The organism is Curtobacterium sp. MCBA15_005 (assembly GCF_001864855.1).
GTDB classification, from domain to species: Bacteria; Actinomycetota; Actinomycetes; order Actinomycetales; family Microbacteriaceae; genus Curtobacterium; species Curtobacterium flaccumfaciens.
The window spans coordinates 101,965-124,108 of sequence record NZ_MJGL01000002.1 but is presented as its reverse complement, the minus strand read 5'-3'; the positions used below and the strand labels follow the sequence as shown (position 1 = coordinate 124,108).

The following is a 22,144-nucleotide window of genomic DNA, read 5'->3' as shown; positions in this document are numbered from 1 at the left end:
GCACCGGGCCTCCCGTCCCGCGGGTGGTCGCCGATCAGGCGTCGGCGATGTCCTTCGACTTCGTCTCGCGCACGAAGAGCAGCGCGACCAGCGTCACGACCGCGGCGATCGTCAGGTACAGGCCGACCAGGAAGATGTCGCCGTCCGGCTTCCAGAGTGCCAATGCGATGGTCGGGGCGAGTGACGCACCGAGGATCGACGCGACGTTGTACGCGATGGCCGAGCCGGTGTACCGGACGTTCGTCGGGAACAGCTCGGGCAGCAGCGCACCCATCGGACCGAACGTCAGCCCCATCAGCGAGAGCCCGACGATCAGGAACGTCACCACGGTGATCGGCCCACTCGACGCCGCGAACCAGAACTGGAACGTCAGGCCGAACAGCGCGATGCCGATCGTGGTCGGGATGAGGGTCTTGCGGCGGCCGAACCTGTCGGCGAGCAGCCCCGCGATCGGGGTGAAGATGCCGAAGAACACGACGCCGATCATCAGCAGCGTCAGGAACTCGCCACGGGTGTAGCCGAGTCCGACCTTCGGGACGAGTGCGCTCGCCTCGGCGCCGGTGGTGCCGTACGACAGCGTGAACGTCGTCATGAAGTAGAAGAGCACGTACGTGGCGACCATGCCGAAGGTGCCGACGATGACGGCCCGCCACGAGGTACGGAACACCCGGCCGAGCGGCACCTTCGCGACCGTGCCGGACTCCTGCACACCGCGGAACACCGGCGACTCGACGAGCTTGAAGCGCACGTAGAGGCCGATGATGACGAGCACGGCGGAGAGCAGGAACGGGATGCGCCAGCCCCACGCCTGGAAGTCCGCGTTCGGGGTGCCGTCGGCACCGGCGGGCATCGCCGCGTTGATCGCGATGAACAGGCCGTTCGCGAGTAGGAAGCCGATCGGGGCACCGAGCTGCGGCATCGAGCCGAACACGCCGCGCTTGCCCTTCGGCGCGTTCTCGGTCGCGAGCAGGGCCGCGCCGGACCACTCGCCGCCGAGGCCGACGCCCTGGGCGAAGCGCATCACGGCGAGCAGGACCGGGGCCCAGACCCCGATGGTGTCGAACGTCGGCAGGCAGCCGATCAGGAACGTGGCGGTGCCCATCACGAGCAGCGATGCGACGAGGGTGGTCTTGCGGCCGATCCGGTCGCCGAAGTGCCCGAAGATGATCGACCCGACCGGCCGGGCGAAGAACGCCAGGGCGAACGTGACGAAGGAGGACAGCTGCGAGGCCGTCGGGTCCTCGTTCGGGAAGAACAGCGTCGGGAAGACGAGCACCGCGGCGGTCGCGTAGACGTAGAAGTCGTAGAACTCGATCGACGTGCCGACGAGGCTCGCGATGACGACGCGGGAGCGCGGGTTGCCGGCGGGTGCCGGAGCGGAGGTGGGCGTTGCGGGTGCCGGGGCGGCGGTCATGACAGTGCGGGGTCTTCCGTGCTGCGTGCTCCCGATGGGGAACACGAGGATCCGAAACGGCGGACACCGATCGGTTCGCGCGGGGTGGCGCGGGCACCGATCGGGTGCGTTCGGCTGAGGGGGACCGCTTGTGACGGAAGCCCGATCATACGACAGATGTCGTCTGCCTGCGAATCAGCCCAGAGTCAGCTGGCCGCAGCGCTCGTCGCCGGCGTGCGCTCAGGCGCCCGCGCCGGCCCCGGCTTCGAGGTGCTCCGGCAACTGGTGGCCCATCCGGTCGCGCTTGGTGTCCAGGTACCCGGCGTTCTGCGCCGAGATGCCGACGACGAGCGGCACGAGCGAGTCGACGGTGATGCCGTGCTCCTCGAGCTGGCGGCGCTTCTCCGGGTTGTTGGACAGCAGTCGGACGCGGGTGATGCCGAGGTCGGCGAGGATGCCCGCGGCGCCGCCGTAGGCGCGGGAGTCGGCGGGCAGGCCGAGCGCGAGGTTGGCGTCGAGGGTGTCGAGTCCGTCCTCTTGCAGGCGGTACGCCTTGAGCTTGTTGATGAGACCGATGCCACGGCCCTCCTGCCCGCGCAGGTAGATGACCACACCGCCCTCGGCGGCGATCGTGTCGAGCGCGGCGTCGAGCTGGGGGCCGCACTCGCACTTCAGCGACCCGAAGGCTTCACCGGTCAGGCACTCGGAGTGCACTCGGACGAGTGCCCCGTCGGTGGGCATCGAGCCGTCCGGCAGGGTGCCGATGATCGCGACGTGCTCCGCGCTCGTCACGAGGTCGCGGTAGGCGCGCATCTGGAAGGTGCCGTGGGTGGTCGGCACGTTCGTCGACACCTCGAACTTGACCGGGCTCCCCGGCGTGGGGGAGGTCAGCGCATCGGTCATGGGGTGCTCCGGTCGTTCGTGGGCCCGTCGTTCCCGAGCCCGGGTGTCGCGTGCTGCTGTTGCTGGCGGTGCTGGTTCTGGTGCTGCGGACGGTGCGGTCGGGCTCGGACCAGCAGGTCGGGGCCGAGGCTGGTGGTCGATAGTACGTCCAACCGCCGACGCTCGGAGATGCTTCCCACCCCCAGGTCGTCGAGGGCGACACGGGGTCCGCCGAGCAGCACCGGGGCGAGGTACACCAGGTACTCGTCGACGAGTCCGGCGGCGATGAGCGCCGAGGCGACCGTGGGACCACCCTCGACGAACACCGAGTGCACGCCGTGCCCGCGCAGGGCACCGAGCGAGGTGGCCAGGTCGTGTCCAGGCAGGGTGACGAGCCCGCGCGGGTGCCGACGGACCGCGGCGTCGGCCGGCACCGGGCGGTCACCGAGCACCACGGCGAGCGGCTGGTCGGCGAGGAGTTCGCCGGCGTCCCCGCGGGCGGTCAGGCTCGGGTCGTCGGCCAGGACGGTGCCGGTGCCGACAAGGATCGCGTCGTGGGCGGCGCGCTGTTCGTGGACGTGCTGCCGTGCGGCGGCACCGGTGATCCACTTGCTCGTGCCGTCGGCAGCGGCGGCGCGCCCGTCGAGGCTGGAAGCCCACTTCACGGTGACCCACGGTCGGCCGAGCCGGACCGAGAGCAGCCACCGTTCGAGGAACGCCTCGGCCTGGTCGGCCAGGACGCCGGAGACGACCTGGACCCCGGCGGCGCGGAGTCGGTCGGCGCCGCCGTGCACGTCGGCTCCGGGGTCGTCGATCGCGTAGACGACCCGGGCGATCCCGGCGTCGAGCAGTGCCACGGCGCACGGCCCGGTGCGCCCGACGTGGTTGCAGGGTTCGAGGGTGACGACCGCCGTCGCGCCGCGCAGCAGTGCCGGATCGACCTTGGCCATCGCGTCGACCTCGGCGTGCGGGGTGCCGGCGCCCTTGTGCCACCCCTCGGCGAGGACCTCGCCGGCGGGGGAGAGGATCACGGCGCCGACGCGGGCGTGGTCGCCGACGACGGGCCCGAGGGCCGCGAGTTCGAGCCCGCGGCGCATCGCCCGGACCTCGGTGGGTCGTGCCGTGTCGCTCACGGGCCGAGCCTACCGGCGGCGGTTGGGTGACACGTCACCACGGTTGTGAGCGCGTTCAGGCGCTGGGCCACGGGAGCTCGGAGGCGGGTGTGCCGTCGGCGCGTCGCAGTGCGGTCCACGCTGTGGTCGGGCCGCCGTCCCGGTCCGGAACCCGGGCTGCGCCGAGGCCGGTGTACGAGAACCCGGCCGCACGTGCGACCGCCGCCGAGGCCGTGTTGCCCTCGTAGCACTCCCAGTAGACGTCCGGCGCGCCCTGCTCGAACGCCCAGTCGACGACGAGCCGGACGGCGTCGTGCATGAGTCCCGCACCGCGCGCGGACGGTGCGAGCCAGAACCCGAGGTCACGACCGGCGGTGCGGTAGCTGATGATGCCCGCGAGCCGCGTCGAACCGGCCGGTCGGATCGCCCACGTGTACTCGCGGTCCGAGGCCCACCCCGGTCCGACCAGGGCGTCGACGAAGGTCCGGGCATCCTGCTCGCGGTACGGCGTCGGCACCGTCGTCCACCGGACGATCTCCGGGTCCTGGCAGGCCTCGGTGATCGCCGCGGTGTCGGCGCGGGTGGGGAGGTCGAGCCGGACCCGCGCCGACTCGAGCGTGACGGGCAGCACGGTCAGCCGCGCGACCGCGGGACGAACCCGATGCGGTCGTAGACGCGGGCCAGGGTCTCCTGCGCGATCGACTCGGCGCGGTCGGCGCCGACGGCGAGCAGCCGGTCGAGCTCCGCCGGGTCGTCGAGGAGTTCGAGTGTGCGGGCGCGGACCGGTTCGAGCTCGGCCACGACGGCGTCGGCGACCTCGCCCTTCAGGTCGCCGTAGCCCTTGCCGGCGAACGATTCCTCGAGCGCGGCGATCGAGGTGCCGGTGAACGCCGACAGGATCGACAGCAGGTTCGTCACACCGGGCTTTGCCTGGCGGTCGGCCCGGATCTCCCGCTCGGCGTCGGTGACGGCCGACTTGATCTTCTTCGCCGTGCGCTTCGGGTCGTCGAGCAGGCGGATGAGGCCGTTGTCCGACGCTGCGGACTTGCTCATCTTGCTGGTCGGGTCCTGCAGGTCGTAGATGCGCGCGGTCTCGGTCAGGATGCGTGCCTCGGGCGTGACGAAGGTGTCACCGAACCGCGAGTTGAAGCGTCCGGCCAGGTCACGCGTGAGCTCGACGTGCTGGCGCTGGTCGTCGCCGACCGGCACGACCCTGGTGTCGTAGAGCAGGATGTCCGCGGCCATCAGGATCGGGTAGGTGAAGAGCCCGACCGACGCGGCCTCGGCACCCTGGCGTGCCGACTTGTCCTTGAACTGGGTCATCCGGCTCGCCTCGCCGAAGCCGGTCAGGGTGTTCAGCACCCAGGCGAGTTCGGCGTGCGCGGGCACGTGCGACTGCACGAACAGCGTCGCCTTGGACGGGTCGATGCCCGACGCGATGTACTGCGCAGCGGTGGCCCGGGTGTTCGCGCGGAGCTCGGCCGGGTCCTGGGGTGAGGTGATCGCGTGCATGTCGACGACGCAGTAGATGGCGTCGTAGTCGTCGAGCAGGGTCCTCCACTGCATGAGCGCCCCGACGTAGTTGCCGAGGTGCAGCGAGCCGGCGGACGGCTGGATGCCCGAGAAGATGCGGGTCTTGGTCATGGTGGTGCTCCGGTGCGTCAGGTGAAGCGAGAGAAGAGGGGTCAGAGTTCGTAGTCGACGACCACGGGGGCGTGGTCGGACCATCGCTGGTCGTACGCCGCGGCGCGGTCGACCGTGTACTCCGTGACCTTGGCGGCCAGGTCGGGCGTCGCCATCTGGTAGTCGATGCGCCAACCGGTGTCGTTGTCGAACGCCTGACCGCGCCACGACCACCACGTGAACGGACCGTCGACGTCGCCGGCCTGGGCGCGGCCCACGTCGACCCATCCGAGCCCGGGACCCGTGGAGCCGTCGGCACCCTCGACCGGTTCGCCGTCGGCGCCGAAGAACCGCGAGAAGTAGGCGCGCTCGCGCGGCAGGAAGCCGGCTCGCTTGACGTTGCCCTTCCAGTTCTTGATGTCGCGCTCGTCGTGCCCGACGTTCAGGTCACCGACGACGACCGCGAGCGGGTTGTGCTCGCGGAGCGCCGGCAGCCGCTCGGTCATCGCGTCGAGGAACTTCCACTTCTCGTCCTGCTTGGGGGTGTCGACCTCGCCCGAGTGCACGTAGGTGGAGACCACCGTGACGGTCGTCCCGCCGATCTCGTAGTCGGCCTCGAGCCAGCGGCCGGCCGAGTCGAAGTCGTCCGGGCCGAGCGCGACGCGGTGGATCTGAGCGGAGTGTCGAGATGCGATCGCGACGCCGGCCCGGCCCTTCGCGGTCGCCGGGTCGTGCACGATGTCCCACTCGTCCCCGAGCAGCGCCGCCAGGTCGTCGCTCGACGCGCGCACCTCCTGCAGGGCCAGCACGTCGACGTCGCGGGTGGCGAGCCAGTCGCCCATGCCCTTGCGGAAGGCGGCGCGGACGCCGTTCACGTTGACGGATGCGAGGCGCAGGCGTGTCATGCAGAACACCTTATCGGCGGGTGCCGACAGCCCTGGACGCCCCCACCGACGCACGGGAGGCACGGTGCCAGCTGGCACCGTGCCTCCCGTCCGGCCTGTGGTCGCGTGCAGGACGCGACCTGCGCGATCAGGCCGCGTCGTGGTCCGTCTTGAGGAACTCGACCAGGCTGTCCGCCGTGGTCTCGGCGTCGTCGCCCGACACGGTGAGGGTGACCTCGTCGCCGTTCTCGATGCCGAGCCCGAGCAGGGCGAGGATGCTGCCGGCGTTCCCGGACTTGTCGCCCTTGGCGATCGTGACCTGGTGCCCCGACGCCGTCACGGTCTGGACGAAGAGGGATGCGGGGCGAGCGTGCAGGCCGGATGCGCTGGCGACGGTCACGGTGCGGGTGGCTTCGGACATCGATGTACTCCTGTCGATGGGTGGTTGGCTCATGCTAGCGAGCGCTGGGTGGGCGGGAACGGGGCACGGTCAGGGTCGGCCGGGCCAGAAGACCTCGGTGCCGGCGGCCTCGACCTCGCGGACCAGGTCGAGGTTGACGGCGGGGTCGGTGATGATCGTGTCGATCGCGGCGAGCGGGGCGACGCGACCGAACTCCTCGCGGCCGAACTTGGTGTGGTCGGCGAGCAGGATGCTCCGTCGTGCGGACTTGATCATCGCGCTCTTCACGGCGGCCTCGGCCATGTTGTGGGTGGTCAGGCCGCGCTCCGGCGTGATGCCGTTGATGCTGATGAAGGCGACGTCGACGCTGACCATGCCGATGAGCTGGTGCGTCCAGGTGCCGACGCCGGCCAGGGAGTCGCTGCGGATGTTTCCGCCGAGCAGGTGCAGGTCGATGCCCGGGCGGTTCGCGACGGCGGTGGCGACGGGGAGCGAGTGCGTGACGACGGTCAGCCCGCGGTCGGTCGGCAGCAGCTCGGCGAGGCAGATGGTCGAGGTGCCGGCGTCGATCATGATCGAGCCGTTCTCCGGCAGTTCCGCCAGGGCGGCCTCGGCGATGACCATCTTCTCGGTCTGGTTGATCCCGCCGCGGTCACCGACGCCGGGGTGCAGGGTGATCCGCTCGACGGGGATCGCGCCGCCGTGCGCGCGACGGACGAGGCCGCGGCGCTCGAGGCTCGTCAGGTCGCGGCGGATGGTCTCGGGCGTGACGGCGAGCAACTCGGCCAGGTCCTTGACGTCCACCCGGCCCTGCGCGCGCGCCTGCTCGACGATGCGCTGGTGGCGTTCTGGTGCGTACATCGGACCTCGTCGTCTCGGGTCGGAACGGAACGGACATGCTCGGGCACGACATCCGCGATGTCGCCCCGTGCGTTCGATCCGCCAGACGCAAACGGGCATCTGTTTCTGTATTTTTATCCCCGGATGTGTTTGTTTGTCAACGCGAAGCGGGGTAGTGTGCTGCTCAGCCGCACGGGCGTGGTCCGTTCCCGTGTCGTGTGCACCGAACGATCCACCCCACCGCAAGCGCGTGTGAGATGAAGGAGTCTCGAATGTCCGAACTGCTCGGCACCGGCGTCGGCCGTGGCGTTGCCCACGGCCCCGTGCTCCGGATGGCTGACCCGCTCGGCGAACCGTCGAAGGACGCCCTGGTGGGCTCGGCCGACGACGCGAAGCAGGCCGTGCACGACGCACTGGCCGCCGTGGCGGACGACCTCAACAAGCGCGGACAGCTCGCCGGCGGCGACGCACAGGCCGTGCTCGAGGCCCAGGCGCTCATGGCGCAGGACCCGACGCTCCTCGACGACGTGCACACCCGCATCGACGGCGGCACCAACGCCGAGCGTGCCGTGTACGAGGCGTTCGCCCAGTTCCGCGACCTGCTCGTCGGCATGGGCGGCTACATGGGGGAGCGCGCGGCCGACCTCGACGACGTGGCCCAGCGCATCATCGCCAAGCTCCGCGGCGTGCACGCCCCCGGCGTCCCCGAGTCGGACACCCCCTTCGTCCTCGTCGCCCGCGACCTCGCCCCGGCGGACACCGCGCTGCTCGACCTCGAGAAGGTCCTGGCGCTCGTCACCCGTGACGGCGGCCCGACCTCGCACACCGCGATCCTCGCCCGTGCCAAGGGCATCACCGCCATCGTCGGTGTGACCGGTGCCGACGACCTGGCCGACGGCGTCCACGTCGTCGTCGACGCCGTGGCCGGCACCGTCTCGACCGACCCGTCCGACGCGCTCGTGGCCGAGGTCGACCAGCGCATCGCCGACCGCCTCGCCGCCGCAGCAGCACCGCTCACCGCGGGTGCGCTCGCAGACGGCCACGTCGTGCCCCTGCTCGCGAACCTCGGCAGCCCCGCCGACGCCGCCGGCGCCGTTGCTCTCGGTGCGGAGGGCGTGGGGCTCTTCCGCACCGAGTTCCTCTTCCTCGACTCGCCGAAGGCCCCCACGGTCGACGAGCAGACCGAGTCGTACCGTCAGCTCCTCGCGGCGTTCCCCGGCAAGAAGGTCGTCGTGCGCGCGCTCGACGCGGGCGCCGACAAGCCCCTGCCGTTCCTCACCGACAAGGACGAGGAGAACCCGGCCCTCGGGCGCCGCGGCCTGCGTGCCCTGCGGAACCACCCCGAGGTCCTGCGTGACCAGCTCACCGCGCTCGCGCAGGCCGACGCCGCGACCGAGGCCGACCTGTGGGTCATGGCCCCGATGGTCGCCGACGCCGAGGAGACCGAGTACTTCGTCACCCTGGCCCGCGAACTCGGCATCCGCACCGCGGGTGTCATGGCCGAGGTGCCGTCGCTCGCGCTGATGGCCGAGCAGGTGTTCCAGAACGCCGACTTCGTGTCGATCGGCACGAACGACCTGACCCAGTACACGATGGCCGCCGACCGCATGCTCGGCACCGTCGCGTCCTACCAGGACCCGTGGCACCCCGCCGTCCTGCGCCTCGTCGCGCAGCTCGGCACCGCGGGCGCCACCGCCGGCAAGGCCGTCGGGATCTGCGGCGAGGCAGCAGCCGACCCGCTGCTCGCCGTCGTCCTGGTCGGTCTCGGCGCCACCACCCTCTCGATGACCCCCGCGGCCCTGGCCGACGTGCGCGCCGAACTCGGTCGCTACACGCTCGAACAGGCCCGCGAGATGGCGACGGCGGCACTCGCCGCGAGCACGGCGGCGGCCGCGAAGTCCGCTGCCGCGGCCGCGACGCACGCCGCCTGAACCACCACCCCCAGCACCACCCCTCCCATCACCACGCAGCAGCTCCACCACACAGAAAGTCACCGCACATGACAACGTCGTCCGTTGCAGCGCCCGACGCACCCGCGAAGTCGCGGGGCGGCGCACGCGTCGCCGTTCAGAAGTTCGGCACGTTCCTCTCCGGCATGGTCATGCCCAACATCGCGATCTTCATCGCGTGGGGCATCATCACGGCCTTCTTCATCCCGGACGGCTGGACGCCGGTCGCGGCTCTCGGCGGTTCCCGCGACGGGAGCGTCGTCGGCGTCGTCGGCCCGATCCTGACGTACCTCATCCCGCTCGCGATCGCGATCCAGGGTGGCCGCATGGTCTACGAGACCCGCGGTGCCGTCGTCGGTTCGATCTTCGCGATGGGTGTCATCCTCGGCTCCGGTACCACGATGATCCTCGGCGCGATGATCTGTGGCCCCCTCGGCGCCTACCTGGTCAAGCAGATGGACCGCCTGTGGGACGGCAAGATCAAGCCGGGCTTCGAGATGCTGGTCAACAACTACTCCGCGGGCATCCTCGGGTTCGGGTTGTTCCTGGCCGGGTTCTTCTGGCTGTCGAAGGTCTTCACCGGTATCGCCGACGCGCTCGGTGTCGCGGTGGAGTTCCTCATCACCCACTCCCTCCTGCCCCTGGCCAGCGTCTTCATCGAGCCGGCCAAGGTGTTCTTCCTGAACAACGCCATCAACCACGGTGTGCTCGACCAGCTCGGCGTCGACCAGGTCAAGGAGTCGGGCAAGTCGATCCTCTTCCTGCTCGAGGCGAACCCCGGTCCGGGCCTCGGCATCCTGCTCGCCTTCTCCTTCTTCGGCATGGGCATCGCCCGTTCGACCGCTCCCGGCGCGATCATCATCCAGTTCTTCGGTGGCATCCACGAGATCTACTTCCCGTACGTGCTGCAGAAGCCGGTCCTGTTCATCGCCGTCATCCTCGGTGGTGGCACCGGCGTGCTGACGAACGTCATCTTCAACTCGGGCCTGACCGCTCCGGCGTCTCCGGGCTCGATCATCGCGGTGCTCGGCAACACGCCCCGTGACAGCTTCGTCGGCGTCATCCTGTCGGTCGTGTTCTCGGCGGCGGTGACGTTCGCGGTCGCCGCGTTCTTCCTCCTCGCCACCCGCAAGCGCGACCGCGCCGCAGGCAACGACGGAGACATGAGCGCCGCCATGGCGAAGCTCCAGGCCAACAAGGGCCGCGACGTCAACGCGGCGACCGCCGGTCTGCTCGGCAACAACTCCCCGGCCAACGAGGAAGAGGCCGAGGCCTCCCTCGGCGGCGTCGGCTCGGCGAGCACGGCGACGGCGACGAAGGTCCAGAACCTGGTCTTCGCCTGCGACGCCGGCATGGGCTCGAGCGCGATGGGCGCCAGTGTCCTGCGCAACAAGATCAAGAAGGCGGGCATCGAAGGGGTCACGGTCTCCAACAAGGCGATCGCGAACCTGTCCGGTGACGAGGACCTGATCATCACGCAGGAAGAACTGACGGACCGCGCGAAGCAGAAGAACCCGAACGCGCAGCACGTGTCGGTCGGCAACTTCATGAACGCTCCGCAGTACGACCAGGTCGTCGAGCAGCTGAAGAACCAGTAACGCCACAACCAGTAACGAAGTGCAGTATCGGAGGGGACGGGGCTGACCCGTCCCCTCCATCTCGTCCTCAACACAAGGAGAACCCCCGATGCCCGTCCTGCAGGAGAGCCAGATCCGCATCCACACCGAGGACACCGCGCCGACCAAGTCGGAAGCGATGAAGGAGGCGGCCGAGATCCTCGAGGCTGCGGGCGCGGTCACGGCCGACTACTACCCGGCCATGCTCGAGCGTGAGAAGAGCGTGTCCACCTACATGGGCAACTTCCTCGCCATCCCGCACGGTACCAACGACGCGAAGGACGCCATCAAGTCGTCCGCCCTGTCGTTCATCCGCTACGCCAGCCCGATCGACTGGGACGGCAACCCCGTGCGCTTCGTCGTCGGCATCGCCGGCGTGAACAACGAGCACCTCGACATCCTGTCGAAGATCGCGATCGTGTTCTCCGACGAGGACGAGGTCCAGAAGCTCACCGACGCCGCCGACACCGCCGCGATCCTGTCGATCCTCGGCGAGGTCAACGAGTGAGCACCAGCACCGCCGTCCACTTCGGCGCCGGCAACATCGGCCGCGGCTTCGTCGGGCTCCTGCTCCACAAGGCCGGGTACGAGGTCGTCTTCGCCGACGTCGCCGCCCCGCTCATCGACGCCCTGGCCGCAGCCGACTCGTACACCGTGCACGAGGTCGGGGCCGGCGCCCAGGACCACGAGGTCACGAACTTCCGCGCACTGAACAGCGCGCAGGACGAGGACGGCGTGGTCGCCGAGATCGCGACCGCAGCGATCGTCACGTGCGCCGTGGGCCCGAACGTCCTGAGGTTCATCGCCCCGGTCATCGCGCGCGCGCTCGTCGCCCGTGACGCGGACGCCGCACCGATCGCCGTCATGGCGTGCGAGAACGCGCTGAACGCCACGGACCGGCTGCGCGAGTTCATCGTCGCTGCCCTGCCCGAGGACGGCCGCGACGCCGCCCTGGCCAAGGCCGTCTTCGCGAACACCGCCGTCGACCGCATCGTGCCCGCACAGCCCGAGGGCGGCGGACTCGACGTCACCGTCGAGACCTACTTCGAGTGGGCCATCGACCGCACGCCGTTCGGTGGGAACGAGCCGGAGATCCCCGGCGCGCACTACGTCGACGGCCTCGCCGCATCGATCGAGCGCAAGCTCTTCACGGTGAACACCGGGCACGCCACCGTCGCGTACCACGGCTTCGTCGCCGGGGCCGACAAGATCTCGGACGCCATCGCGATCCCCGCCGTGCGCTCCGAGCTCGAATCCGTGCTCGCCGAGACGAGCGACCTGCTCATCCGCCGGCACGAGCTCGACCCCGAGGTGCACCGCGCGTACGTGCAGGCGATCATCGGCCGGTTCGAGAACCCGCACCTGCCCGACACGGTGACCCGCGTCGGTCGCCAGCCGCTCCGCAAGCTGTCGCGCGACGAGCGGTTCGTCTCGCCCGCCGCCGCGCTGGCCGAGGACGGCACGGAGCCGACGGCGCTGCTGGACGCGATGGGTGCGGCACTCCGCTTCGACGTCGCGGACGACGAGCAGAGCGTCGAACTGCAGGCGCTGCTGGCGTCGGACGCGTCCGACGCGGACGTCGCCACGCAGATCACCGGTCTCGCTGCGGAGCACCCGCTGCACGCTGCGTTCACCGAGCGGATCCGGTCCGCGCGCGCCTGACGACGTCAGCACGGACGAACGGGAGGCCCGTCACCAGCTGGTGACGGGCCTCCCGTTCGTCCACCGGTCGCGGCTACCAGCCCAGGGCCGTGAGCAGACCGGACACCGTCGTGATCGTGGTGTCGCTGATCGCTCCCACCTGGACCCGACCGGGACGGCCGAGCGCGCGGTCGGCGCGCAGCACGAGGACCGCCGAGACCCCGGTGTCGCTCAGCCGACGGGTGTCCACCGGATCGTGCGCCGCGCCGCGGTCCACGAGCACCACGACCGATCGCCCGATGAGGGTCGGGTCCGGAGCATCGGCGATGGACGCGAGCGCTGCCCGGACGTCCGCCGCACCGTCGGCGGTGGCCCGCCCGACCACGACGAGGGAGTTCTCCGGCGTCGCCGCGAGGACGGCGGCAGGGCCGACGTGCGCCCCCATGTCGTGCACCGTCACGCGTGAGGTGGCCGGTTGCAGGGTGGGGAGTCGTGCGGCGAGCTCGCCACCGGAGTGGTCCGTCGCCTGGACCACCACGCCGAGACGTCCGCCGACCGCATCGGCGAGGAGTGCCGCGACGGTCGTCGTCCCGGTGCCGCCGGCGACCCCGGCGACGAGCACGGTCCGGGCGCGCTGCGCGGCTGCCCGCCGCGAGCCGGGCATGGGCGGCAGCGGAGCCGAGGTCGGGGGTGTGGTGCTCACGCGCCGTCCTCCACGAGGAGCTGGGCGTCGATCGACGCTGCGAAGGCCTGGACGATCGCCACACCGACCTCGCCCGTCGGCCCCCACGGAACCCAGGCCTCGGTCCACCAGACGGGCGCGGCGCGCGTCGCCCACGGGGCGAGTCGTGCGATCTCGGCGGGGTTCTCGACACGCTCGGGCATCTGGACACTCAGGACGGCCCGCCCGCGGTCGTCGACGATCTCGGTGACCACGCGGTCGAGCGTTCGCACCCGCAGATCCGGCGCGATCTGCGCTCCGGCCTCGACCAGTGCGAGCGACGAGGGAGCCGCAGCGGACAGGATGTTCACCTCACGGGGCATCGACGGCTCCCTTCGGGTCGAGCACGGTCGTCTGACCGGCGGGGTCGGCCTGCGCCGGGGCGACGGTCGTCGCCGTGGGGAAGTGGGCGACCTGCACGATGCGCGGGGGCGTCCCGCGTCGGACGAGACGCCCACGGCCGGGCGGGAACTGCTCCGCGTAGACCTTCGGGAACACCTGCCCCTCCGACCGTTCGCCGCTCAGCACGAGCCCGGTCGCACCCGAGTCGCGGATCGACTGGATCACGGTGTCGTACATCGCGCGAGCGGCACCGGCGACGGGCCGCGTGAGCACGACGTGGAGTCCGAGGTCACGCGCCGACGGCAGGTACGGCATGAGGGGCGCGAGCGGGTCGGTGCCGGCCGAGGCGACGATGTCGTAGTCGTCGACGAGCACCACGATGCGGGGCCGTGGTCCGGTGGACGTGCCGGCGGCGCGCTGCTCGAGCTCCGCGGCGATGGCCGCGGCGAGCCCCCGGGCGTCCCGGCCGTTCGCCGCGTGCCCGCCGAGGAAGTCGTCAGGCGTCCCGGCCGCAGCGCTGCCGCGGACGTCCATGAAGGCGAGGACGAGCTCGTCCGGCGTCGAACGTTCCATGAACCCGGCCGCCAGCCCCCGGAGGAGCGCGGTCTTGCCACTGGCCGTGTCACCGAACACCAGCAGGTGCTGGTCGACGGCGGGGTCGAAGGCCACGAAGTCCATCGTGTCCTGGCGGAGTGCGAACGGGACCGTCGTCGGGGTGTCGAGCGGGTCCGGGAGCTCGGCGGGGTCGAACGACTCCGGCAGCAGGCGGATCGGCGCGGCAGCCGGGCCGCCCCAGCTGTCGGCGACCCGCTGCGCGAGGGCGCCGAGCTCGTCGCCGACCACACCGTCCTCCACGTCGTCGAGCACCGGCAGGGCCACCTGGCCGAACAACTCGCCGTCGGTGAGGACTCGACCGGGCTCGCCGGACTTCAGGGTCGCCGCGGCGGCGCGGGCGATCGTGGAGTCTGCCGGGTCGTTGAGGCGCAGTTCGAACCGCTGGCCGATCAGTGGCTGGCTCGCGAGCCGGAGTTCGTTCCACCGGGTGAGCCCGAGGACGACGTGGATGCCGAAGCTGCCGCCGCGCTGGAGCAGGTCGGCGAAGGCGTCCTCGAGCTCCTCGAACTCGGTGCGCATCACGCCGAACCCGTCGACGAGGAGCACCACGTCCGCCGATCCCAGCTCGGGGACACGGCCGGCGGCGTGCCGGGTGCGGAGCATCGCGAGTGAGTCGATGCCGTGGTCGCGGAACACCCGTTCGCGCAGGCGGATCATCGCCTGCAGCTCCTCGACCAGCCGGAGCAGGCGGTTCCGGTCGGCACGCGTGGCGACACCGCCGACGTGCGGGAAGCCCTCGATGCGACCGAGGCCGCCGCCGGCGAGGTCCATCCCGTAGACGCTCACCTGCCGGGGCGTGGTGGTCAGCGCGATCGATGCGGCCAGCGTGCGGAGGAACGTGGTCCGGCCGGATCCGGGTGCTCCGATGACGGCGACGTGTCCGCCGCCCCGCGTGAGGTCCAGCATCCACGGCCGCTGTCGCTGCCGCGCGGGGTCGTCGAGCAGGCCGATCGGCACCGTGACCCCGTTCGGGTCGGAGACGGCGTTGGGGTCGAGGACGGCGCCGAGTGCGAGACGCGTCGGCAGCGGCGGCAGCCACACCGGCGTGGTGTCGCGGTCGCCGCGGTCGAGGCGTTCGACGGCCTCGTCGACGACGCTCCGCCCGACGTCGGGTGCCTCGAGCGTGACCTCACCGGGCGCGTCGTCCTCGGCCGCCAGCGTGTTGTAGACGGGCAGCTCGAACGGCTCGGGGGCGGTGTCCGCGGACGACGTGGTGACGGCCGACGCGGGAGCGGCGTCCTCGACCGGGCCGGACACGTAGCCGGATCGGAACCGCGTGTACACGCTCGTGTCCACCTTGAGGTAGCCGTAGCCGGGCACGGCGGGCAGGTGGAACGCGTCGCCCGTGTCGAGCACGACCTGGCTCTCGGCTTCGGAGAACGTGCGCAGGCCGAGCCGGTAGGACAGGTACGTGTCGAGGCCGCGGAGCTTGCCGGCTTCGATGCGCTGGCTCGACAGCAGCAGGTGCACGCCGATCGATCGTCCGATGCGCCCGATCATGAGGAGCAGGTCGACGAACTCGGGTTCCGCGGTGAGCAGCTCGCCGAACTCGTCGATGACGAGCACGAGGTGCGGCATCGGCGGCAGGTCCGGTCGCTGGGTGCGGAGTTCCCGGTAGTGCGTGATGGAGGGCGCCGATCCGGCGTCGCGCAGCATCTCCTGACGCCGTCGGACCTCGCCGGCGATCGACGCCCGAGCACGCCGGGTGAGCTGCGGGTCGTCGGCGAGGTTGTCGATGAGACCCGCGACGTGCGGGAGGCGGGCGAACGGGGCGAACGCGGCACCGCCCTTGTAGTCGACGAGGATCATCGCGAGGTCCTCCGGCGGGTGCGACACCGCGAGGCCGAGCACGAGGGTGCGGAGCATCTCGCTCTTGCCGGATCCGGTCGCACCGATGCAGATGCCGTGCGGCCCCATGCCGAGCTGCGCCGACTCCTTGAGGTCGAGCAGCAGCGGAGCGCCGAAGTCGTCGACACCGATCGGCACGCGCAGGAAGTCCCGCGGGGCTCGGGGGCGCCAGGTGCGGTCCGGGTCGATCGTGGCGACGTCGTCGACCCCGAGCAGGTCCGAGACGCCGATGGCTGCCGACGACTCGGCACGCTGCTCGGTGTCGGCGGACAGTCGGAGGGGTGCGAGCGCTCGCGCGACGGCGGTGACGAGGGGCGGGGCGACGGGGTCGCAGACGGCGAGCTGGACCGGAGCGGGCTCACCTTCCTCGACGTCGCGGGCGTCGACGATCTCGAGGAGCGTCGTGCGTGCACCGGATCCGGCGCCCGTGCCATGGTCGGCACCCGGGGCGTCCGACCTCGCAGTCACCCGTACCCGGACGTCCGACGGTTCGTGCAGCCGGTCGGCGACGAGGTGCACGACCGTGATCCGGAGGTCCTCCGGCCGGGTCTCGCCCTCGGGGAGTGCGAGCGGAACGGCGACGGCGCCGTGCTCGTCCGCGAACACCACCAGGCGCGGCAGGTCGCTGCGCTTGGCCGAGTCACCGGATCGACGGTACATCGCGGCGGTCCGGGCGCGTTCGCCCAGCTCGCCGGCGAGGGTGCGTGCGAGCGCCGGGACGTCCTCGGCGACCCGGCGCGCGCGCAGCGGCCCGTCGAAGGTGCGGTCCATCCGTGCGTGCGGGAGCAGGTCGAACCAGTCCCAGTCATCGGCGCGCGCCGCCGGGAACGCCGCGGCGAGGTGCAGGTCGTCCGGGGCGTGCAGCGCTGCGAGCTGCACGACGAGTGCCCGTGCGACCTCGAGCACGGCGTCGCGGTCGCCGACGACCGAGACGTCCCCGGCGCCGTCGAGTCGGACTGCGATGGGCATGGCGTGCACGGTGCCGTAGTGTTCGGCGACCTGCTCGAGCTCGGCGAGCATGAGCGGGTCGAGCGGCTGCACCGGGTTCTGGTCGGGCGGCACGGCGAGGTCGAGCCACCCCACGTCACCTGATCCGACGCGGACCCGCAGGAAGTCGCCGTGCGTGCGCCGCCGTTCCCAGAGGCGTGCCGGGTCACCGACGAGACGGGGGAGGGTGTCGGGCGAGGGGTCGACGTGCTCGGCGCGCTCGCGGACGGCGGTCGTGCGCGTCCGCAGGTCGCCGCGCAGTTCCTCGAGGTAGTCGAGGTACCGCTCGCGCTGCGTCCGCCGGTTCCGGACGGCGTTGCCCCGCTGGGTGAAGGCCATGCCGAGCCCGCCGACGAGGGCGACCACGAAGACCAGGGCGGCGACGACCATGAGCACCGGGTTGTTGCCCCGGAGCACGACCATCATCACGACCGACGAGATCGCACCGACGACCGGCAGCAGCGACTGCAGCGGGAGGCCGCCACTCGGCCCCTCCGGGAGCTGCGGTGGCGGGGCGAGTTGCTCGGCCTCGGGACGGACGAGCGGGGTGGAGACCCGGGCGGGCCGGTGCACGACGCGGTTCACCGGGCGACCTCCGGGGTCGTGCGGCTGGTGCGACGGTCGACCGCGGCGTCGACGAGCGCTGCCGTCAGGTGGATGAGCGCGATCCGCGAGGCCGTGGGGCGTTCGCCGCCCCCGGCGACGCTCGGGTCGCCCGGGATCGGGTGGACGGCGTGCCCGGGCCACCGGACGGCGGTGCGCGCGGCCCGGAGGCCAGCCCCCGTGGTGTCGACCGGGACGACCAGGACGCGCGTGTCCGGTGCGTGCCGCCGGACGGCGTCGGCGTGGGCGACGCCCTCCTCGATGGCGGGGCGGTCCGGGCCGGTGACGAGGGCGACGACGTGGGCATCGGCAGCCACGGCGCCGAGGTCGACGAACGGGCTCCTGGACCCCCAGTCCCCGACGACGACGTCGAAGAACCGCGCGATCGGTTCGACGGCGTCGGTCCACTCGGCGGGTGCGGCCTGTCGGCTCGGGAGGCGCGGGTCGCCGATCCGCAGCACGTGCAGTCCGGACGGGGTCACCGCCAGACCGTCGGTCGCGTCCCAGGACGTCCGGGCGGCGTCGCGGCGCTCGGACCGCGGCGTCGGGTCCGTCCGGTCGGCGCCGGCGTGGGTGGCGAACGAGCGCAGCCCGGCGGCACCGTCCACGCCGAGCACCCGTCCGGAGCGTCGACGGGCGAGTACGGTCGCCACGGCTGCCGCGGTCACGGAGCAGCCGGTGCCGCCCCGGAGCGAGGCGAACGCGATGCGCCGACTGGTGGGAACGGCCTGCCGGATGGCCCGGTGCGCATCGTCGAGCTCGCGTGCACCACCGGCCACGCTGCCGAAGAACGCCCGCCCGAGCGCGGGGACGACGTCGTCGAGGAGCCGCATGGTCAGAACGTCTCCAGGAGTGCGGCGAAGAGGCCGAAGGTGCCGAGCAGCAGCGGCAGTGCCACGACGACCGAGATCGTCTCGAGGACGTTGCCGAGCGACCGCAGGCGCGCTCGCTGGTGTGCGGCCGGCCGGACCCCGGCGAGCAGGGCTCCGAGCACCCCGAGGCCTGCGAGCGCGCCGAGCACCTGGAACGGTGCGGTGGTGGCGTGACCGAGGAGCCCGAGCACCGCGGCGACCACGACGGCGCTCCAGAGCAGCACGCCCTGCAGCGTCAGCGGGAAGGCGCGGGTGCGGAGTGCGGCGACGACGACCACCGCGGCGCCGAGCCCGACGGCCCAGGGGTCGCGGTCGGAGACGAGTGCGGCGCCGGCGAGGGCGATGGGGGCGGCCACCGCGGCGGTCGTCCAGTCGAGTGCTCGGTACGCGTCCTCGAGCGCCGTGACGACGCGGGCGCGAGCGACGGGCTCGCCGCCGCTCACACGGTCGTCGAGGCCGGTCAGTCCGGCGGAGGACATCGCGACCGAGGGCAGGAGCCCGCAGACGGCGATGGCTGCGATCCCGACCACGCCCCAGCCGGCGGTCTGCGGCGCCGGAGTGAGCCAGGTGAGCATGCCGAGCAGCGGGAGCACGACGCCGACGACGGCCGCGACGCCGATCGTCCGCGTGCGCTGTCCGACGCCGAGTCCGAGGCCGAGCGCGATCCACGCCCAGACGAGCACCAGGGCGGCGACCATCGCGGGTTGGTCGCCGTCCCGCCCGACGACCGGTCCGACGGCCAGCCCGATCGGCAGCGCGAGCCCGGTGGCCGCGGCCGTGAGGGCGATGCCGGTCCAGCGTGCCCCGGCACGACCCGCGACGAGCGCCGCGATCGCCAGGACCACGCCGCTGCCGACGAGCACGGACGGCAACAGTGCGGGGGAGACGGTCCCGCCGTCGAACGCGGCTCGGACCGAGGCGACGGTGAACGCGGCGACCACGAGGGTGCCCGCGACCGAGGCGGTGGCCCCGACGGCGGCGGCGGCGACGGACCAGCGTGCGGCGGTGCCCCAGCCGTCGCGACGACGGCCGAGCGAGTCCGCGACGGCGTCGGTGACGTCCGAGACCTCGGGCGGCGGTGGTGCGTCGGCGCGACGGACGAGGTGCAGGACCTCGCCGTCGGCGATCTCCTGTGTGGCGGCGTCCGCTGCCAGGGAGACCTCTTCACCGGTGACGCGCACGAGGGCGACGGGTTGCGCGCTGTCCGCGATCGGTTCGTCGAGGATGTCGACCAGCCGCGGCAGCAGTGCGGCGAACGGCTCGTCGGAGGCGACGACGACGTCTGCACGGCGGCCGACACCGACGACGGTCACGCGGGTGAAGTCGCTCAATTGGTCTCCTGCTGGGGTTGCGTGGTCGGCACCGGTCGCGGTGTCTGCTGCGCCTGTTGCTGGGCGGCCTGCTGCGCCAGCGCGTTCGTGACGAAGGAGTACCCGAGGCACCCGACCCCCACGACCGCGGCGAGCACCACGCTGCCGATGAACCGCTTGACGTTGTCGTTCACCAACCGGCGGTCGGCGAGGCGACCGAGCACGAACGCCTGCCGGAGTCGTCGGCGGTGCGTCGAGACGCTCTCCAGCAGGATCGAGTCACTGTTCCGCGGCACGCTGCACCTGCTCCCTCGTCCGGTCGTCCATCCCGACGGCGTCGGCGACGCGGTCGGGCCCGATGTGGTCGATGACGTCGGCCAGCTCGTCGACCGGGTTGCGGTCCTGCCGCCGCCCGAAGGGCAGCACGAGCGCCGGGATCCGAGGGCGTCCGGCGATGACGGCGCCGAAGCGGTCGCGCATCGCCTCGACGTCGAGGTCGAGCTGCCGGACGGCCGGCGCACCGAGGAGCATCGCGACCGGCAGCGGGGGCGGGGACAGTCGCGGCGCCTGCGCGAGGTCCGCGCGGCCCGGGCGCCGGAGCACCAGGGCGAAGAGCGGCAGCTGCGTCGTGGCGAGCCGCCCGAGCACCTGCGGGACGGCGGCGACCCGCATCTCGGAGACGGTGTCCCCGAGTGCCCCGACCGCGAGCAGCCCGGTGGTGAGCTCCTCGACGCCGTGCTCGGTGCGCTGCGCGGCGATCGTCACCGCGAGTGGCGCGTCGGGCGAACCGACGGCGAGGAACCGCGTGGAGTCGGGCATCCGCGAGCGAGCGGCCTCGGTGAGGGTGTGCCGGTCCCACGCCTGACCGGCGGGTTCGTGCGTCCCCCAGCCGGTCGGTGCCGCCCCGGCGAGCTCCGTCGCGAGGAGTTCGGTGGTGGCCCCGAGGACGGTCTCGTCCGCGGCCCGGTGCCGGACGGACACCGAGACGACGATGTGTTCCGCCGTCGGCGTCCAGGGGCGCAGGTACCCGACGGCGACGTCCTGCACCGAGGTCGGCGGGCCGGTCCGGAGCGCGTCCGTGAAGTCGTCGAGCCGTCCGCCGTCGAGTCCGTTCCGCAGGCCGTCGTCGCCGCGGACGACCCACGCCCCGCCGCAGTCGAGCAACGCCTGGCGGAAGGCCTCGGTCACGACGGACAGGCCGTCGGTCACCAGGATCGGGCGGGCGCCCCCGCGTGCCGCGGTGGCGAGCAGGTCCGCCTGGGCACGTCCGAGCCGCACGATCGCCGCGCGGGTCTCGTAGCGGATGCTGCCGTCGCCCGCCGAGTCGACGAGCGGGTGCGTCGCGCCCGGACGGTCGTCCTCGGCGGTGTCGTGTCGGAGCGGGTTCACGTCGTGGCCCCGATCCGGGCGACCACGAACGCGTGGTCGCCGATCCGGACCGTCGAACCGGCGGGCACGGGCAGGTCCACGCCGGGGACGAGGTCCTCGAACGAGGCGTCCGGACGGACCACCGAGGTGCCGTTGGTCGAACCGAGGTCACGGATCAGGACGACTCCGCCGGCCTGCACGAGTGCCACGTGCGTCTTCGAGAGCGTGCGCGACAGATCCGGCACCGCGACCGTGGCGATACCTGGCTCCGCCTCGGGGTTCCGGCCGATCACGCAGGTTCCGTCGAACCAGTGCACGGCGCCGGAGTCGAACCGCAGGACGACCGCGTCGGGCGGTACCGAGTCGTCGGCCACCGGTGCGGTCGGCGCGGGCACCGCCGCGAACCCGGCCGCGGGGGTGGGACCGAACCCCGCGCGACGGGTGGCGTCGAGACCAGCCTGCACGGCGCCTCCAGGCAGCGGCGCCGACCCCGGACGGACACCCGCCGACGCGGCGGCACCGAAGGCGGTGCCGAGCGCGGGCACGGCGGGGTCGAGCGGCTCGCGTCCGCGGTTCAGTGACGCGGTCAGCGTGCCCGTCGCCGCGGCCCAGGGGCCGGCTCCGGGCGCACGTCGGTGCCGACCGCCACCGAGCCGGGCGAGCTGTCGGACGGGCCCGGCGGGCAGCGCGTCGTCGACGTCGACGACGCGGGTACGGAGGAGCAGCCCGCCCGGCCCGCGGCCCGTCCTGGAGGCACGCATCACCACGATCGCGGTCGTCACGACGAGCCCGGCGACCGCTCCGGCGACGGCGGTGCCCACGGGGTCGGAGGAGGGGACCGCGGTGTGGGCGAGGAAGAGGAGGGCGGCGCCGGCGGCACCGCCGAGCAGGCAGACGACGACGTCCACCAGCCGGGCGAGGACGACAGCACCGGCCGGGGCCGTGGCGACGCCCTGCACGGCGTCGTACTCGGCGGAGCCGATCGTGCGCCCGAGGAGGGCACCGCAGTCGGTGCAGAAGCGCTGGCCCTGGCTCGTCGCGACCCCGCAGCGACCACAGGTCAGCACGGGTACCACGGACTCGACCACGATCGACGACATGCCCCACCTCCCCTCGGCAGGAACGATCATGTCAGAAC

The 22,144-nt window shown here is 72.3% G+C and carries 19 protein-coding genes and 1 pseudogene; 4 read left to right on the top strand and 16 right to left on the bottom strand.

Annotation, left to right across the window (positions count from 1 at the left end):
• Window positions 1–34: 34 nt before the first annotated feature.
• The 8 genes and pseudogenes from BIU89_RS01140 to BIU89_RS01105 all read right to left on the bottom strand — a co-directional run bounded on the left by BIU89_RS01140 (window position 35) and on the right by BIU89_RS01105 (window position 7,155).
• Window positions 35–1,414 carry an MFS transporter gene (locus tag BIU89_RS01140; RefSeq protein ID WP_071244347.1) on the bottom strand — a complete coding sequence of 460 codons (1,380 nt, stop codon included), beginning with the start codon at window positions 1,412–1,414 and terminating at the stop codon, window positions 35–37.
• A gap of 219 nt (window positions 1,415–1,633) precedes the next feature.
• Window positions 1,634–2,263: pseudogene (ribA, locus tag BIU89_RS01135) on the bottom strand (GTP cyclohydrolase II); the annotation flags it as partial.
• A gap of 29 nt (window positions 2,264–2,292) precedes the next feature.
• Window positions 2,293–3,408, bottom strand: coding sequence for a bifunctional diaminohydroxyphosphoribosylaminopyrimidine deaminase/5-amino-6-(5-phosphoribosylamino)uracil reductase RibD (ribD, locus tag BIU89_RS01130; protein WP_071244344.1), 1,116 nt, complete (start codon window positions 3,406–3,408; stop codon window positions 2,293–2,295).
• 55 nt (window positions 3,409–3,463) lie between these two features.
• Window positions 3,464–4,018, bottom strand: a complete 555-nt coding sequence (locus tag BIU89_RS01125; RefSeq protein ID WP_071244341.1) for a GNAT family N-acetyltransferase — start codon at window positions 4,016–4,018, stop codon at window positions 3,464–3,466.
• Between the two features lie 2 nt (window positions 4,019–4,020).
• Complete coding sequence (trpS, locus tag BIU89_RS01120; RefSeq protein WP_071244338.1) at window positions 4,021–5,031, bottom strand: tryptophan--tRNA ligase; 1,011 nt, start codon at window positions 5,029–5,031, stop codon at window positions 4,021–4,023.
• A 41-nt stretch (window positions 5,032–5,072) separates the two neighbouring features.
• Entirely contained in the window at window positions 5,073–5,915 is an 843-nt protein-coding gene (locus tag BIU89_RS01115) for an exodeoxyribonuclease III (protein ID WP_071244335.1), read from the bottom strand.
• A 127-nt stretch (window positions 5,916–6,042) separates the two neighbouring features.
• Complete coding sequence (locus BIU89_RS01110) at window positions 6,043–6,315, bottom strand: HPr family phosphocarrier protein (protein WP_022905912.1); 273 nt, start codon at window positions 6,313–6,315, stop codon at window positions 6,043–6,045.
• A 69-nt stretch (window positions 6,316–6,384) separates the two neighbouring features.
• The gene (locus BIU89_RS01105; protein ID WP_027466423.1) at window positions 6,385–7,155 is read right to left on the bottom strand and encodes a DeoR/GlpR family DNA-binding transcription regulator; all 771 of its coding nucleotides are present in this window, start codon (window positions 7,153–7,155) and stop codon (window positions 6,385–6,387) included.
• Window positions 7,156–7,406: 251 nt separating this feature from the next.
• Between BIU89_RS01105 and ptsP the strand changes: the two genes are divergently transcribed.
• From ptsP to BIU89_RS01085, 4 genes are all read left to right on the top strand, one after another.
• Window positions 7,407–9,065, top strand: coding sequence for a phosphoenolpyruvate--protein phosphotransferase (gene ptsP / locus BIU89_RS01100; RefSeq protein ID WP_027466424.1), 1,659 nt, complete (start codon window positions 7,407–7,409; stop codon window positions 9,063–9,065).
• A 68-nt stretch (window positions 9,066–9,133) separates the two neighbouring features.
• Window positions 9,134–10,681: a PTS mannitol transporter subunit IICB gene (locus BIU89_RS01095; protein ID WP_027466425.1), complete on the top strand. Its 1,548-nt coding sequence runs from the start codon at window positions 9,134–9,136 to the stop codon at window positions 10,679–10,681.
• An 88-nt stretch (window positions 10,682–10,769) separates the two neighbouring features.
• Window positions 10,770–11,207: a PTS sugar transporter subunit IIA gene (locus BIU89_RS01090; RefSeq protein ID WP_071244331.1), complete on the top strand. Its 438-nt coding sequence runs from the start codon at window positions 10,770–10,772 to the stop codon at window positions 11,205–11,207.
• Window positions 11,204–12,361, top strand: a complete 1,158-nt coding sequence (locus BIU89_RS01085) for a mannitol-1-phosphate 5-dehydrogenase (protein WP_071244328.1) — start codon at window positions 11,204–11,206, stop codon at window positions 12,359–12,361. The genes BIU89_RS01090 and BIU89_RS01085 overlap by 4 nt, the downstream gene beginning before the upstream one ends.
• A gap of 73 nt (window positions 12,362–12,434) precedes the next feature.
• On the opposite strand, the gene BIU89_RS01080 is transcribed toward BIU89_RS01085, so the two are convergent.
• From BIU89_RS01080 to BIU89_RS01045, 8 genes are read right to left on the bottom strand one after another with little or no spacing between them, the layout of a single operon-like run.
• Window positions 12,435–13,043: a hypothetical protein gene (locus tag BIU89_RS01080; protein WP_139178715.1), complete on the bottom strand. Its 609-nt coding sequence runs from the start codon at window positions 13,041–13,043 to the stop codon at window positions 12,435–12,437.
• Window positions 13,040–13,384: a hypothetical protein gene (locus BIU89_RS01075; RefSeq protein WP_071244323.1), complete on the bottom strand. Its 345-nt coding sequence runs from the start codon at window positions 13,382–13,384 to the stop codon at window positions 13,040–13,042. The genes BIU89_RS01080 and BIU89_RS01075 overlap by 4 nt, the downstream gene beginning before the upstream one ends.
• Window positions 13,374–17,438, bottom strand: a complete 4,065-nt coding sequence (eccCa, locus tag BIU89_RS01070; RefSeq protein WP_071244320.1) for a type VII secretion protein EccCa — start codon at window positions 17,436–17,438, stop codon at window positions 13,374–13,376. The genes BIU89_RS01075 and eccCa overlap by 11 nt, the downstream gene beginning before the upstream one ends.
• Window positions 17,435–18,289: a hypothetical protein gene (locus tag BIU89_RS01065; RefSeq protein ID WP_027466430.1), complete on the bottom strand. Its 855-nt coding sequence runs from the start codon at window positions 18,287–18,289 to the stop codon at window positions 17,435–17,437. Before BIU89_RS01065 ends, eccCa begins: the two co-directional genes overlap by 4 nt.
• A 2-nt stretch (window positions 18,290–18,291) precedes the next feature.
• Window positions 18,292–19,659: an EsaB/YukD family protein gene (locus BIU89_RS01060; RefSeq protein ID WP_071244317.1), complete on the bottom strand. Its 1,368-nt coding sequence runs from the start codon at window positions 19,657–19,659 to the stop codon at window positions 18,292–18,294.
• Window positions 19,656–19,934 carry a hypothetical protein gene (locus BIU89_RS01055; protein ID WP_051596901.1) on the bottom strand — a complete coding sequence of 93 codons (279 nt, stop codon included), beginning with the start codon at window positions 19,932–19,934 and terminating at the stop codon, window positions 19,656–19,658. The genes BIU89_RS01060 and BIU89_RS01055 overlap by 4 nt, the downstream gene beginning before the upstream one ends.
• Entirely contained in the window at window positions 19,918–21,027 is a 1,110-nt protein-coding gene (locus tag BIU89_RS01050) for a DUF6177 family protein (protein WP_071244314.1), read from the bottom strand. Before BIU89_RS01050 ends, BIU89_RS01055 begins: the two co-directional genes overlap by 17 nt.
• Window positions 21,024–22,136: an FHA domain-containing protein gene (locus BIU89_RS01045; RefSeq protein ID WP_139178713.1), complete on the bottom strand. Its 1,113-nt coding sequence runs from the start codon at window positions 22,134–22,136 to the stop codon at window positions 21,024–21,026. Before BIU89_RS01045 ends, BIU89_RS01050 begins: the two co-directional genes overlap by 4 nt.
• Between the last annotated feature and the right edge of the window lie 8 nt (window positions 22,137–22,144).